This is a genomic window from Paraburkholderia denitrificans, assembly GCF_042655705.1.
Lineage (GTDB): Bacteria > Pseudomonadota > Gammaproteobacteria > Burkholderiales > Burkholderiaceae > Paraburkholderia > Paraburkholderia denitrificans.
Genome location: NZ_JBHSMP010000021.1, coordinates 25345 through 40153 on the forward strand (window position 1 = coordinate 25345; position 14809 = coordinate 40153).

Genomic DNA, 14809 nt, shown 5'->3' on the forward strand with positions numbered 1-14809 from the left:
GTCACTCCCTACCATGCGTCCTGACGGTGAAAGTGGTGGCTATGACATGCCACTTTAGCCCTTACTTCGCGCATGCCGGTCGTCAGGCCGTCCTGCGCCGACTACGGACGGATGGACATGAAAAATCGCCTTACCCTGCTGATTGCAGTCGGCATGATTCTTGGTGTGATTGCCGGCTATGCATGCCACACCAGCATTTCTGACCCCGCTACGCTGAAGGCCGTCGCGGGCTACTTCTCAATCGTTACCGACATCTTTCTGCGGCTCATCAAAATGATTATTGCGCCGCTGGTCTTCGCCACGCTCGTTTCCGGGCTGGCGGGGATGGACAGCGGCCAGGACGTAGGACGCATCGGTCTGCGTTCGGTGGGCTGGTTCCTTTGCGCGTCCCTGATTTCGCTGGCTCTTGGACTTTTCATGGCCAACTTGCTGCAGCCGGGGGCTGGTTTGCATTTGACCGAGAGTGCTGCCGAGGTGAACACGGGCCTCAATACGTCGGGGCTGAATGCCAAGGACGTGATTACTCACGCGTTCCCGACGAGCCTGCTTGACGCGATGGCGCGCAATGACATCCTGCAAATCCTCGTATTCTCGATTTTCCTCGGGGTTGCGCTCTCCGCCCTGAAAGGGGACTCGCGGGTCCGTGTTGTCGTTCAAGCGATTGATGGCCTGGTCCCGGTAATGTTGCGACTGACGAACTACGTCATGCGGGCTGCGCCGATTGGCGTGTTCGGAGCCATCGCGTCGGCGGTGACACTGCGTGGTCTCGATGTGCTGTACACCTACGGGAAGCTTATCGGTTCATTCTATCTGGGGCTGTTTGTCCTGTGGGCAATCCTGATTGGCATTGGTTGCGTATTCCTCGGTCGGCGCATCGGCAGCCTGCTCAAGGCGGTCCGGGAGCCGGCAATGCTGGCATTCTCGACGGCGAGCAGCGAGGCCGCATATCCGCGGCTGACCGAGCAGCTTGAGAAGTTTGGTGTCGACAAGAAAGTGGTCGGCTTTACGCTTCCGCTGGGCTACGCATTCAACCTCGACGGCTCGATGATGTATCAGGCGTTTGCCGCCATCTTCATCGCACAGGCCTTTGGTATTCACATGCCGCTCTCCGAGCAAATCTTTATGCTGCTGGTTCTCATGTTGAGCAGCAAAGGTATGGCGAGTGTGCCGCGGGGCTCTGTCGTCGTCGTCGCTGCGGTCGCGCCGATGTTCCATTTGCCGGTCGCAGGGGTAGCGATGGTCCTCGCGATTGACCAGATTCTCGATATGGGGCGGACGATGACGAATGTCATCGGCAACAGCATTGCCACTGCAGTCGTCGCGAAGTGGGAGGGGGCACGTCAGTTGAAGGCTAACGACTATCCGCTGGACCAGCCGCAGGTTGAAACACGATGAGCACGGGAATTGCGAAAAGCAGGCGCAAGTTTGGTGTTGTCGGCGGTCTGGGGCCGCTGGCAAGTGCCGATGTTTTCTTCAAGCTGGTGAAGGCGACGCCTGCTTCGTCAGACGCCGAGCATGCTGACGTAATCTTCGAGCAGTACCCATTCAGGGGTTCGGGGGCGGGTAGTGCGGTCACGATGGAGCGTAAGCTATACATCTTCGACATGATTCGAGATTTCGAGCGGCGCGGCGTGACGACGGTCGTGCTCCCCTGTTTTCTCAGTCATACGTTTATCGATGAGCTGAGAGAAAACACAAGCCTTCATATCGTGGATATCGTCGAAGCAGTTCGCAGCCACATACAGAGAAAATTTCCGAACGCAAAGCGGATAGGTATTCTGGCGTCCGACTATGTGCGCGAAAGGCGGCTGTTTGAGCGGTACTTCGTATCGCCTCAATTCGAAGTCGTGCACCCGCGACCGCACGATAATATTGACCTTGTGACTGAGGCCGTCTACGGCATTGATGGTATCAAGAGTGGAAATCTCCGCGGTCGGCCAGCGGAGTTGTTGCGCAAGGCCTGCGATGACCTCGTGGCCCAGGGGGTAGACGTCATTGTTCCTGGCCTGACCGAGATTGCACTGGTGGCAGAGGAAATCGGACCCATGAAGGTTCCGTTCGTCGACTCCAACATGGCCTACGCGCAGTTTGTCGTATCGGGCCAGTTTGATGCGTCGTCGCCAGTGTTCAAGGTAGGGGTCGTCGGTGGCGTTGGGCCTGCTGCAACAGTCGATTTCCTGAGCAAAGTCGTGCGCAACACACCTGCATCCTGCGACCAGGACCACATCAAGCTGCTGGTTGAGCAAAATCCGCAGATTCCCGACCGAACGGAAAACCTCATCGGAGATGGTGCGGACCCGACGGTATCCTTGTATGCGACCTGTAAAAAACTGGAAGACGGCGGCGCCGACATCATTGCGATTCCATGCAACACTGCTCACGCCTTCGTCGACCGAATCCAACCGTATCTCGGGGTACCTATCGTGAATATGCTGGCCGTTACGGTGAGCTACCTGCGCGAAGCGTTTCCCGGTCTGCGAGATATAGGTGTGCTGGCAACGTCGGGAACCATCGACAGTGGTGTCTACAGGAAGGCTCTTGAGGCTCAGGGGCTGCGACAGGTCGCCCCCGGGCCGGCGCTGCAGGCACGGGTGATGGAAGCTATCTATGGAAAAACGGGTGTCAAAGCTGGCTTCACGACTGGACAATGTCAGGAAGATATTGCTGCAGCAGTCGACGGGTTGATAGAAGCAGGCGTCGAAGTCATTGTTCTTGGTTGCACTGAGCTTCCCATCCTGCTGCCAGGCGGCGAGTTTGCCGGTACCGGCGGCGGTATCGTGCAACTGGTCGACCCAACCGAAGTTCTTGCTCGAAAGTGTATTGCGTACGCAAAGAGCGCTGGCGATTGAGCCGACGCGTCACCCCATAGCCAGTTCGTAGTCCATGTTTACCGGCCCTATGGTTCGGGCAAACCACGGACCGTCCAGGCTCATCTCAAACTCCTCTGGAGCGCCACTATGTCTACTTCAATCGAACGTATCGAACACGACCTTCTGGGTGACCGTCCGGTGCCGAATGAGGTCTATTACGGCGTGCACACCTTGCGTGCACTCGAAAATTTCCCCATCACCGGCATTCCAATTTCGGCTTATCCGAACCTGGTCAATGCGCTGGCCTTTGTCAAAGAAGCGGCAGCGCTGACCAATTTCGAGCTGGGCTTGCTTGCCGAGCACAAGATGAAAGCTATCGTTCATGCATGCCAGCAGATTCGCGCGGGGGTCGCGCATGAACAGTTCGTGGTGGATGTCATTCAGGGTGGCGCTGGCACCTCGACGAACATGAACGCGAACGAAGTGATTGCGAACCTGGCGTTGGAGCATCTCGGTCATCAGCGCGGCGACTACGCAGTCCTGCACCCGAACGAAGATGTCAATCTCGGGCAGAGCACGAATGATGTTTATCCGACCGCCCTGAAAATTGCGACCTATTTAGGACTCGCCCAACTGATTCATGCGATGGGAGTGTTGCGTGCGTCGTTCGAGCGCAAGGCTGAGGAGTTCCGTAACGACCTGAAGATGGGCCGGACTCAACTGCAAGACGCAGTACCGATGACGCTCGGCCAGGAGTTCAGCACCTTCGCAGTGATGCTCGGAGAAGACGAAGAGCGTCTGAAGGAAGCATCGATGCTCATCTGCGAAATCAATCTCGGAGCAACGGCAATCGGTACCGGCATTAACACGTCGCCTGAGTATGCGCCTCTTGCGTGCAAACATCTTGCCGCCATCACGGGGATACCGGTGACCACATCGCCCAATCTTGTCGAGGCGACGCAGGACGTCGGCTCGTTCGTTCAGTTGTCTGGCGTGCTGAAGCGTGTAGCCGTCAAGCTGTCCAAGACCTGTAACGACCTCCGGCTCCTGTCGAGCGGGCCACGCGCAGGTCTGGGTGAAATCAATCTCCCGCCTGTTCAGGCCGGCTCCAGCATCATGCCCGGCAAGGTCAACCCCGTTATTCCCGAGGTCGTGAACCAGATTGCATTCGAAGTCATCGGCAATGACGTGACCGTCAGCTTCGCGGCGGAGGCAGGGCAACTGCAGTTGAACGCGTTTGAGCCGATTATTGCGCACAGCCTGTTCAAGAGCGTCGCGCATCTGCGAGCGGGCTGTCTCACGCTCGCTTCGAAGTGTGTCGACGGGATTACCGCGAATCGCGAGCGCCTGCTGTCGCTCGTCGAGAATTCAATCGGAATTGTGACCGCACTCAATCCGTACATTGGCTACACGAATGCTACTGAGGTCGCGCAGCACGCGCTGGTGACGGGAAAAAGCGTCGCAGATGTCGTGATTGAGCGGGGCCTCCTGACGCGAGAGCAACTGGATGAAATTTTGCAGCCCGCGATGCTGACGCAGCCGAGGGCAGCTCTCCCGTTCAAGTGACAGCCCGAGAGCCGGGGGGCAACTGAAGCGCCTCGGCTCTCGCCCACATCAGCTCCGGTGTCCTTGGGTAGATTGCGGTTCGGATGTTCGAGTAATAACCCGTCGCCCGGAGGAGTCAGCGACCGGATAGTCCTTGTACGCGGAAAACGCATAGTTCAGCAGGTTGCCAGCGCCCGATATGCGGTCGTTGGCAGTAGGTGCGCCCATGACCACGGCGAAGACTCGTCGCGTCATGGGTGGATTGGCCTGTTGGCGCTTTGCCGTCGCGACGATACAGTAGCCGGCTGCGTCGGTATGGCCGGTTTTCAGACCGTCTACGGAAGGGTCTTTCCCGAGCAACCAGTTCTTGTTCCGTTTCTGGAACTTTCCATAAGCGAAGTGCTGCTCTGACGAGTAGGTGTAGTACTCGGGAAAGTCACGGGTAAGACGCGAGGCCAGCGTGGACAGGTCGCGGGCGGTCGAATGGTTCCCCGGTGTTGTGATGCCGGATGGCGTTGAGAAGTGGGTGTGCGTCATTCCGAGCTGCTTCGCCTTCTCGTTCATCATCTGCTCAAAACCACCACGCGACCCTCCAACGCGCTCCGCGAGGACCATGGCGGCGTCGTTGGCCGACGCAACAATCAGCCCTTGAACGAGCTCTTTGACGGGTACCGTCTGGCCCGGGGCCAGATACATCCTTGCTTCATCGCTTCCAACTTCGCCGACATCGGTAGCCTCGACCGGCACCTTTTCATCCCAACGGATTGTTCCGCGTTTCAAGGCATCGAGTACAAGGTACGCGGTCATGAGTTTGGTGAGCGAGGCCGGCTGACGTTCGGCGTCCGCGTCGTGCTCAACCAGCGTTTGGCCAGAATCGCCGTCGACCACTATCCAGGAATCCGCATGAATGTTAGAGGGCGGCTGGGCCGCGGCACTCCCTGCCATACCGGACAGACAGGACGCGATGCCGGCGGTCAAAAGCGAAAATCGAAAAAATGAATGAAATCGTCGCATCGTCGCTGTATGGACCCGTATCGAGAGTTGCTATGTTGCTTGTGCGGCAGTCGCGGCTGCCGTGAAGCGCTGCCGAATCCCTTTGCTGGTGAGATGATTCGGGGCCGCGATAGTACCCTTGCAAGGGTGGGTGCGCTATGCGGACTCCGCATGAATCCATGCGGAAACATCATGTGACGGTTGGCGTTCTGTACAAGCGTTGCGCAAACACCGCGTACACCTCTTGCGGTGCAGCCACCTTGTGCGGCACTGCTATTTCTGTATAATGGAAAAATATTCGATATATCGAATGATGTTGGAAGTAGTGCATCCAGAGTCGGACTTTCCGACGCCAACCTGCCCGTCCCGGGCAAGGTGGAAGCCTTTGAGGCGATGCGGCCGATTCACGGCAACGAAACGGGAGCAGCATAGCTAGCACCGGTTCGATAAATACTTATCCGGAGCATCTATGCATCACGATACCTCTGCCTCCTCCGCAACAGTCTCTGAAGACTGGTCGCACTTCCTTCCCGGCTTCATGCTGACGCATACGGTTCATCTTGTGTCAGGATTAAACTTGGCTATCGTCTCGACAGCCGCCGCGGTACTCGAAGGTGAGGCAGCCGCAGTGGACCGTTGGATAGTCACCCGGTGCGGTGATGTTCTTGAGCAGAAAATCCTTCTGGGAGAAATGACGGAAGGGCGAGCGGTTCGACTTCGCGAACAGCTCGCCGCGCTCGATGGCGTGTTGCGCACGAGGATGGAGCATCATTTCGTTCGAGCCGGTTCAGCAGTATCCGAAAAGGCACAGGCGAGCGCCGGTTAGGCTAGGGCAGCCAGAACAGATATCTTTGTTCTGGAATCAAGTACGTGGATTCTCCGAACGGACGGCTTGCTAAAGGCCGTCTCGCCGCCGCCAGGGTACTGTACAGGGCTCTGTCGCGCTAACGCGCCAGGATTCGCACTCTCCCATGAATCTCGAACGAGATGGGCAAAACGAATGCACCTCGCGCAACATTGCTGGTGGATATCGGTAAGGTACTCAAGCGTTTGCACTATCCGCTGGACGTGATTCTGCTATGTGTTCGCTGGTACGTGGCGTACTCGCTGAGCTTGCGCAACCTCGAAGAGATGATGGCCGAACGTGGAATCGAGGTGGATCACTCAAGCGTGCACCGCTGGGTAATCAAACTTGTACCGTTGATCGACAAGGCATTCCGAAAATGCAAACGCCCGGTAGGCAGTATCTGGCGCATGGACGAATCCTACGTCAAGGTCAGAGGCCAATGGAAATATTTGTACCGGGCCGTCGACAAGGAGGGCGATACCGTCGACTTCCTGATGCGTGCCCATCGGGACAAGGCCGCGGCGCGCCGCTACTGCGAGAAGGCGATAGCGAACAACGGCGAGCCTGAAACGATTACCGTCGACAAGAGCGGCCCCAATCTGGCCGCACTTCGACTGGTACTTTGGATGCGCGCGTACGGTCGCCGTCACCTCGACACGCGACGGGTCACCCTCGATGTCCTGGCTAACGAGACTCTGAAACGATAACGGCTGCGAGTACATTGAATTCGAGAGCAGCGTGCGGATATGAATCTCGTCCTGCTCCTGGCACACAACGGTCAGAGCATATTCACGGATCAGATCGGCTGCCGACACCGATGTCGCGTTGATAGCGCGGCTGACCTCGCGCAGCAAGGTGTTGGCCAACAGCACAAGCGCGGTCCCCGCAATTGCAGGCCCGAAGTGTCCAGTGCCGCAGAGCACGCCTACGGCAGCCGAGCACCACAGGGTTGCAGCGGTATTGATCCCCTGTATTGCGCCCTTGTCGCGCATGATGACACCGCCGCCGAGAAACCCGACACCGGACACCACATACGCTGCGATCTGCGTCGCACCGGATACACCGTTTCCGGCCAACATCCCCAGCGTAACGAAAAGGCATGCACCGCTTGTCACCAGCGTGATAGTTCGCAGTCCGGCCGTTCGCTGGCGCATTTGTCGCTCCAGACCGATGGCCACACCACATGCAAAGGCGGCAGGCAGGCGCCAGCTGAATTCCGAAGTCATGTCGTGGACTCCTCATGCAGCAGCGCGGGGCGTTCTGGCAAGGTCTGGCGCTACAGATCGGCGCAGATCCACCGGCCCATCCTTCACCGTGCCTGAACCGTGCTTGTGCGAACAGGCGCCCATGAAGGCGCCTGCTGGGCCCGCCAGACCAGTCCCGACAGCAATACGCCCCACAGCGGACTTGCCGACATCAACGCCCGGCCACGACGAGCGCCTGTCCGACGCCGCTGGATGGCCTATCGCGTCATGCAGAGGCGGTTGCGTACAGGCTGCCTGTGCTCGCGCGCAAAATCCCGTACCGCGCGTTCATGAAAAGGGGCGGACATGCGCCCGCCCGATCCGATTTAGTGAATGGCCATCTGCACGACCTTGACGATGACCAGCCCCACCGCGACGACGAGGTAGATGCGAAGCACGCCCATCCACACGCGCGTCGACAACGTCAGGTGCTGCGGTGCCGGCAGGTCTTCGAGTGGTGACATACGCCACGTGTTGCGCAACTCCTTCAGGGCGGGCTTATTGAGCGCCAATTCATCATGCGTCGCAGTCGTACCGCGCGACTTGCGCGAGAGTTCCACGGCGGCGTACACGGCTGCGGCAAGTCCACACCCGCCCACGAGAATCTTCATGATCGCCGCGCCGCTGATATCCGGATACACGGTAGCGGCCGTGAGGATGATCGACAGGACGACGAGGACGGCAATCACGGCGCCCGTGAAGACGTTCAACTTCTTCGAGTTCACCCATGGGCCAAGCACAGCCTTGTCATTGCATAGCAGCAGCAGGAAGACCGTTGCGCTCGGCAGCAGCACACCAGCCAGCGTCTGCACAGCTTCAGTCAGGAGGCCAAGCGGGCTGCCCGGGATCAACACGAGGGCGGCAGCCAGCACGATGATGCCGAAGTAGACGAGATAGAAGCCCTTCGCGTCCAGCACGCTACGGTGCAGCGAGTGCTTGACCTTGAAGACATCGCCAATCGCGTAGGCCGTCGACAGCGAAACGGCGGCGGCGCCGATAATCGACGCGTCGAGTAGCGCAACCGCAAAGATCGTAGCCGACGTCTGGCCAACATATTTGTGCAGACCCGCGATCACGCCGCCTGCATCGGTGAAGTTGCCGAACTCGGGTCTGCCATCAAACAGCGCAGCCGTGAAGGCCATCATCGCCACGGCGCCAACGATCACGAACGCGATGCCGATCCAGAGGTCCACTTTTTCATACTTCATGAAACGCGGCGTGATGCGCTTGTCGATCACGTAGCTCTGCTGGAAAAACAACTGCCACGGTGCGACGGTCGTGCCAACGATGCCGATCACAAGCAGCATCACGTCGGAGAGCTTCGAATTTTTGGGCCATGTCGGCACGAAGAAGTCGCGCGCGATGACGCTAACCGGCGGGTGAATTGAAACGAGTACCGGGATAAGCAGGAGGCTCAACAGGCACAGCACGATCGCAAAGCGTTCGAAGCGCCTGAAGTCGCCCGTACTGACCGCCGCCATCGTCAGAACTGCTGCGATGCACACGCCGAAAACCTTCGATACGCCAAGAAAATCGAGCGCAAACGTAATGCCGATGAACTCGGTGACGATCGTGAGTGCATTGAGCAGGAAAAGGTCGATGACGCTGAAGGCACCCCAGAACTTGCCGAAGCGTTCGAAAATGAGGCGTGCGTGGCCGACACCGGTCACGGCGCCGAGACGCAGGACCATTTCCTGATTCACGTAGAGAACCGGAATCAGCAGTGCAAGCGTCCAGAGCAGCGACGTGCCGTAGTTCTGGCCGGCTTGCGTATAGGTGCCGAAAGCGCCCGCATCGTTGTCGCCGACCATGACGATGAGGCCGGGGCCGAGGATGGCGAGCAGCGTGCGCAGACGCGCCATCCAGTTGCTGCGCGGAGCAATGTCGTGGTGGGCGATCGTGCCGAGTGCGCCTTTGATATCGCCTACGTGCGCATCGTCTAGCACGGCAGTGCGGCGCTGCGCGATGTTTGCCGGTGTGGTGGACATTTTAGTTATTCCTTGTCGGTAACGCTTGACGTCGATGCCTGAAAATCGTGGCGCGGCCCTGCCCCAAGCCGGTGTTTGAGCAGTGGGCTGGCTGGCGACCACGCGAGGCAGTGTCAGTGAGCGAGCTTCTTGAGCGCCGTCCAGATGGCAGCGGCAACACCGGCCGATACGTGTGAACGGGGGGCAAGCGCGAGCATGTCGTTGTAGTACGTGCGAGATTCTTCGACGCGCGGGAATTGCGAAACGAGCAGAGCGAAGTGCATGGTGATTCCTCCAGTAACCTGAAACGTGGTGCCTTTGACCAGGCCCGCCTTCGTTTCTGTTCGCACGGGGCGAAGTGCTCGTGCGGGTGGAGGAACGTGTGTGGCCAGGAGGTCAGGCGAAGCGAACTGCGTTCGTCGAGAACGCACGGTGAGTCGTGCAAGGGCAAGGCTCAGGGTCGGGCATCGTGAACTCCTGTGTCATTTGGGTCCGAATCGAAAATTGACGGACGTGTTTAACCGCACGTCGATTTGCGCGGCATTCAGCGCGCGCAAAACGGCGTGAACAAGCGGCGCCGCGAGCCAACGGCTCGCTGCGACAAATCGTCTGGACGAATGTGCGTGACAACACATGCGTCAATGACGGCGGCCAATCGAAAGATGCGCGAGGAAAGAAACTGCGGGAGCTACTGCGGCGCGCACCGTCTGCCTGCTGGCAGGACGGCGGCTAAGGAAGATTCAAAGCGGGCGTCGTGCCGGTCAGGCAGAAAAACTGATCGAAGGTCGACTACTGCAACTGTCCAAGGCGTATGCCCCTTTCGTGAAAACATCCGAATTCTAGTGACGGCGCGCGAGCCGAGTCAACGAATTTTTCGAAGATTTTTCTTTCGATTCCGTTACCTGGTGTGGATGCGAATCATTTTTCTCACCTCTTCATATCGCATCCACGCAGCATGGGCTGCAGCTGCGCTCGCAGCGTTGCACACACGCGACGCAGCGATCGATCGGGCGTTGGGACTGGAGGCCATCGCGCGCGGATCGGCAGGGAGTTCAATGTCGCTTTTTACGCGACTAAGCACTGCATAGCAATTTTTACTTGCGCGGTCACAAACGGCGCGCATAGAATCCGCCCTGTCTTCCAAACAGGAGAGTCCCTCGTGGACGCAAGCTCTAGCAGTCGATCTTGTAAGCCGGTCCATGCCGGCACCCAAGCTGCAATCACGCGTTAGCGACACCGGATTCCCCGTCCTGCCGCTGACCCGGATTGCCCCGGGCCAGCGCGCTTCTTCCCAGGCCGCCTTTGCGGTTTGTCTGTAGCACGCTCCCTTTTTTTTGCGCAAGCGTGCCGACAGCGTTCACTCGCTGAACAAGCGGCGCTTTCCGAACGTTGCCCGGCCTTGCCGGGCCAGACGGGAGTTGAATCATGCATATCGAACGGTTTTTGCGCGTCTCACGCGCTTACTTGCTCGCGTCCGCGGCCATTGCATCGCGCCGGGAGCGCGAAGGACATGGCCTGCTCTGGGGACACGCAAGCATGCGCACTGCGCAATCAGTCCAACGCGCCACGTCAATCGCAGTGCTCTGGGCGACATCAACACGCAACGTTTGCGGCACATCATGGCCCGCCTGAGCGGGCTGTCGTCGCGAATCGACTTCCCCAAACTGCAGATCATCAGAAAGCCCGCACCGAATGCCTTTCAGCTTCGGCATCGCTCATTCATCGGTTCGTTTCACCAGAAGAAAACCAAATGCTCTCCATTGGCACGCTCACACAAAACAACAACCGCATTGACACGCAGTGCCGCTTCGCTCAGTTTTCGCGCCTGAAGCCAGTCTGCATAGCCGCAGCGCTAACGCTTGCACTGGCCGCTGTTGCAAGTGTTCCCGCTCACGCGCAGTCGGCGTCATCCGACCCGGCAGCAGCAAACCAGGACGCCGCGCCGACTGGTTTCTGGGACCGTTCGAACCTGCTCGGCGACATGGGTGGCCTGCGTACGCTATTGGGCAACTACGGTGTGACATTCAATGCGCAAGAAACGAGTGAGCTCTACGGCAACTTCTCCGGCGGCGTCTCGAAGGGCGCTTCATACAACGGCGCCACGCAATTCGGACTTAACGTGGATACCGGCAAGGCGTTCGGTCTGAAAGGCGGCACCTTTTTTGTCGATGCCCTGCAGATTCACGGACACGGCATCACCGGAGCACGCCTGAATTCGCTGCAGGCCGTAAGCGGCGTCGAGGCGGAAGCGACGACGCGCCTGTGGGAGCTCTGGTATCAGCAGTCGCTGGGCGACAAATTCGACGTCAGGATCGGCCAGCAGAGCCTCGATCAGGAATTTATCGTCAGCCAGTACGCCAGCACGTTCGCTAATGCGGCATTCGGTTGGCCCGAGTTGGCTGCTACTGCCTTGCCCGCGGGCGGCCCCGCCTATCCGCTGGCATCGCTCGGCGTGCGCCTGCGGGTCAAGCCAAGCGATTCGATGACGCTTCTCGGCGGCATCTTCGACGGCAACCCTGCACCGGGCAACGGCGACCCACAGCGGCTCAACGCCAGCGGCACGCAGTTCAACCTGCACAACGGCGCCATGATCATCGGCGAGGTCCAGTACGCGATCAATCAGCCTTCGACCGGGGACTCCGCTGCAACGCAGCCGAGCGGGCTCCCAGGCACCTACAAGCTAGGCTTCTGGTACAACAACAATCGCTTCGCAGACCAACATCTCGACACGAATGGCATCTCGCTCGCGAGCCCCGCGTCGAACGGCGAGCCCGCCACGCATCGCGGCAACTTCAGCGTTTATGCGATTGCAGACCAGATGGTGTGGCGCCCGCGTGCGGACAGCCCGCAATCGCTCGGCGTGTTCGCGCGCGTAATGGGCGCGCCGGGCGACCGCAACCTGCTCGACTTCAATCTCAATGCCGGGATCGTGCTAAAGGCTCCGTTCAAGGGTCGCGACAACGACTCTGCAGGACTCGCGGTCAGTTACGCGAACGTCAGCGCAAGCACGAGCGCGCTCGATCGCGACATCGCAACTTTCCAGACGCCGGGCTATCCCGTGCGTACCGCAGAGACGGTGATCGAGGCGACGTATCAATACCAGGTCACGCCATGGTGGCTGCTACAGGGCGAACTCCAGTACATCTTCCATCCGGGCGGCGGCATCGCCGATCCGAATAACAACGGTACGCGTGTGCGCAATGAGGCCGTGGCGGGACTGCGGACGGTTGTGACGTTCTGATGGCGTGACGTTTTGAGGTGTCCGGGTCCGTCAACGGTATAGCTAACAGGCCCGGATATACGGTCATTCGAATGACGCGTTCGCCGCGGAAATGGTCCCGTGGTCGACCTAAGCGTCGGCAATGGACTGTGACTTGTCCTTCAAGGAAGGCACGGAATGACCGTTACACTTTGAATGCAGCCTTAGCGATGGTGCCTTGTTGACGGGCCGATGCGGGTCGTCTACGGCCGACCGCGTCAGTCAGTAGGCAGCCCACCAGCGACATTCAGCGAGTCCTGTGTACTACCTCAAGAACGACTCCCACTCGCCGGAGAAGAGCCCTTCACTTGTCTGTTAAAGGGTGCTCATCACAGCATCGTGGTGACTCACGCTGAGCAGACAGCCTGAATCTGGCTCGCCCCGCCCCACACAGGATTAGATAACGATTCAGCTTGTAAAGCGAAGCCCGTGCTCGTGGCGAGTGGTATTTATCCGACCAGGCGCCGGTTCGTCCACCTGATCTATACGCGTCGTGACATTCAGTTCCCGATGTATTTCGACTAGCTCGCGCTGCACAGTCAGCGAGATGTCGTGCGCATCGACCAACAACAACCCTGCGTCCACTGCGCGGTGAACATCGACCAGATCATATCGCCCAAGCTTCCAGTAAGGCGCGCGAGGAGCGGCCTTACTGGTGAACCGGTCAGGAGCAAAGCGAAATCAAGCTTTGGCGTATCCCTCGTCGAGAATCTTCTGGCGATTTGCCTGGATCATGAGGTGGTTGTTCGGATCAACCTTACCAAGCTCGTGTATCGCCGCGTCCCTCAGCACGCGCATGCCAGTCAGGTCGGCACGCGCGTCAGCCAATTTTTGCTCAAGCTCACGCGCGTAGTCTTTCCAGGCATCAAAAGCGGCGTTGGTTGCAGGGGGTGCTTTTGCCGGCTTTGACGTGGCGTGGGCGCCCGACATGTCCTTGCCGTCGCTGTACGCGTTCGCTGCGGACGAAATACGTCCGCAGAGCACGGTGACGAAGTGTCTTCGAGTCACCATTTGAGTTCTCCTTTTTAGCAGCCAGGTGGCGTTGTTAACGCCATGAGTACACGGATACGATTCGCAGTGCGAAGGTAATCATCGTGTTTCCTGAATTCGATAGACGAGCGACAGCCGCACGCCCTCAAGGGGCGCGTCTAGCTGAACGGTCGGCCTGGAAAATGACGATCAGGAAATGGCTGGAGGAGCTCTGGGGCGCCCTGATGGGAACGCGCCTAGTGGCGTGAAGCGGGTGGACAGAATAGGCGCCGCCGCGACCACGGCGAGCACCAGAAGCGACAGTACCATCGGCGGTATCGATGGCATGGCGGGGTGTGCGCCCAGCAAATCGCAGTACCCACATGCGCTGAGCGGGTCAGCCATCGCGTCATGTCCGGCACCAGCGTGCTGGTACATCGGGCAATCGGCGGACATGTGTTGGGGTACGGAGATATGGCGTTCGTGCGCAACGCCGGACACGAGGAGTTGGCTGACGACCGGCGCAAATACAATGAGCCACATGGCGATCAAGCCAAGCCATGCGGTCAGGTGTTTGCGGTGCTGGAGCTTCATGTAGTCGAACAAAAGAACATCGCCGATGTCGAGTTTAATAGCCTGTCAGATTCATGGTCTGATGCAAAACAAGAATTGCAATCCTTTTCCACTGGCGGCAGTCGGCCTGCGGACAGGAAGCCGTAATAGGGGAGTGAACCGCCTGTGCTGCGCGCTGTCGACACCCGTGTCATCGGCACTGTAGCACTAGTCAGAAGCACGCTTCGTCGCTATCCGGAGCGGCATAGCCGCGCACGTCCGTCAGGGCAAGGTTGCAGCAAGGTGCGGGTGCCATAATCCACGCACCTGTTGGCGCCACGCTGTACCTGAACGCAATACGCGGCGCCCGCCTTGCATCTCAACCGCGCCTTCAACGCGCCTGCACCACGCGAAGCATGTCACGCATTCGTCTACGAAAACTCGGCAGCCTGCTCGGATTGCTTGCAATCCTGATGAGCGTGCTCGCGCCGGCCATTTCGCAGACGCTCGTCGAACACCATCGCGCGGGTGCGATGCATTCGTCGTTCTGCGCGATGGGAGACATGGCCGCCGCCGACTCGCACGGCTCGCCGCATCACTCGCAGGCGCAGCACGGCGACGCC

11 protein-coding genes, 2 pseudogenes and 1 riboswitch are annotated in these 14809 nt (G+C 59.1%); of the genes and pseudogenes, 7 read left to right on the forward strand and 6 right to left on the reverse strand.

Features of this window, described 5'->3' with window-relative positions:
- Nucleotides 1–117: 117 nt before the first annotated feature.
- The 3 genes from ACFPTO_RS18175 (at nucleotide 118) to aspA (ending at nucleotide 4376) form a co-directional block, all read left to right on the forward strand.
- Nucleotides 118–1395, forward strand: a complete 1278-nt coding sequence (locus ACFPTO_RS18175) for a dicarboxylate/amino acid:cation symporter (RefSeq protein WP_377713393.1) — start codon at nucleotides 118–120, stop codon at nucleotides 1393–1395.
- Nucleotides 1392–2849 (forward strand): cysteate racemase, encoded by a 1458-nt coding sequence (gene cuyB, locus ACFPTO_RS18180; protein WP_377713395.1) that lies wholly within the window; start codon nucleotides 1392–1394, stop codon nucleotides 2847–2849. The genes ACFPTO_RS18175 and cuyB overlap by 4 nt, the downstream gene beginning before the upstream one ends.
- 108 nt (nucleotides 2850–2957) lie before the next feature.
- Nucleotides 2958–4376: an aspartate ammonia-lyase gene (gene aspA, locus ACFPTO_RS18185; protein WP_377713397.1), complete on the forward strand. Its 1419-nt coding sequence runs from the start codon at nucleotides 2958–2960 to the stop codon at nucleotides 4374–4376.
- A gap of 48 nt (nucleotides 4377–4424) precedes the next feature.
- On the opposite strand, the gene ACFPTO_RS18190 is transcribed toward aspA, so the two are convergent.
- A complete protein-coding gene (locus ACFPTO_RS18190; RefSeq protein WP_377713399.1) occupies nucleotides 4425–5333 on the reverse strand; it encodes a D-alanyl-D-alanine carboxypeptidase family protein in 909 nt (302 codons plus the stop codon).
- Between the two features lie 337 nt (nucleotides 5334–5670).
- Nucleotides 5671–5775, forward strand: a riboswitch (SAM-I-IV-variant riboswitch).
- Nucleotides 5776–5817: 42 nt separating this feature from the next.
- Here ACFPTO_RS18190 and ACFPTO_RS18195 point away from each other — a divergent pair.
- Both ACFPTO_RS18195 and ACFPTO_RS18200 read left to right on the forward strand, forming a co-directional pair.
- On the forward strand, nucleotides 5818–6174 hold the full coding sequence (locus ACFPTO_RS18195; protein WP_377713401.1) for a hypothetical protein: 357 nt from the start codon (nucleotides 5818–5820) through the stop codon (nucleotides 6172–6174).
- A gap of 161 nt (nucleotides 6175–6335) precedes the next feature.
- Nucleotides 6336–6806, forward strand: a pseudogene (locus tag ACFPTO_RS18200) (IS6 family transposase); the annotation flags it as partial.
- On the opposite strand, the pseudogene ACFPTO_RS18205 reads toward ACFPTO_RS18200, so the two are convergent.
- The 3 genes and pseudogenes from ACFPTO_RS18205 to ACFPTO_RS18215 form a co-directional block, all read right to left on the reverse strand.
- Nucleotides 6780–7421, reverse strand: a pseudogene (locus ACFPTO_RS18205) (MgtC/SapB family protein); the annotation flags it as partial. The pseudogenes ACFPTO_RS18200 and ACFPTO_RS18205 overlap by 27 nt on opposite strands.
- Nucleotides 7422–7765: 344 nt before the next feature.
- Nucleotides 7766–9427: an Nramp family divalent metal transporter gene (locus tag ACFPTO_RS18210; protein WP_377713403.1), complete on the reverse strand. Its 1662-nt coding sequence runs from the start codon at nucleotides 9425–9427 to the stop codon at nucleotides 7766–7768.
- 113 nt (nucleotides 9428–9540) lie between these two features.
- Nucleotides 9541–9690 carry a hypothetical protein gene (locus ACFPTO_RS18215; protein WP_377713405.1) on the reverse strand — a complete coding sequence of 50 codons (150 nt, stop codon included), beginning with the start codon at nucleotides 9688–9690 and terminating at the stop codon, nucleotides 9541–9543.
- Between the two features lie 1466 nt (nucleotides 9691–11156).
- Between ACFPTO_RS18215 and ACFPTO_RS18220 the strand changes: the two genes are divergently transcribed.
- Nucleotides 11157–12647 carry a carbohydrate porin gene (locus ACFPTO_RS18220; RefSeq protein WP_377713407.1) on the forward strand — a complete coding sequence of 497 codons (1491 nt, stop codon included), beginning with the start codon at nucleotides 11157–11159 and terminating at the stop codon, nucleotides 12645–12647.
- Nucleotides 12648–13346: 699 nt separating this feature from the next.
- On the opposite strand, the gene ACFPTO_RS18225 is transcribed toward ACFPTO_RS18220, so the two are convergent.
- Together ACFPTO_RS18225 and ACFPTO_RS18230 are read right to left on the reverse strand one after the other, a co-directional pair.
- On the reverse strand, nucleotides 13347–13676 hold the full coding sequence (locus tag ACFPTO_RS18225) for a hypothetical protein (RefSeq protein ID WP_377713409.1): 330 nt from the start codon (nucleotides 13674–13676) through the stop codon (nucleotides 13347–13349).
- Between the two features lie 168 nt (nucleotides 13677–13844).
- Nucleotides 13845–14228, reverse strand: a complete 384-nt coding sequence (locus ACFPTO_RS18230; protein WP_377713415.1) for a DUF2946 domain-containing protein — start codon at nucleotides 14226–14228, stop codon at nucleotides 13845–13847.
- Nucleotides 14229–14602: 374 nt separating this feature from the next.
- Between ACFPTO_RS18230 and ACFPTO_RS18235 the strand changes: the two genes are divergently transcribed.
- Nucleotides 14603–14809 (forward strand): DUF2946 family protein (locus ACFPTO_RS18235; RefSeq protein ID WP_377713411.1); only part of this gene is annotated, 207 nt, incomplete at its 3' end.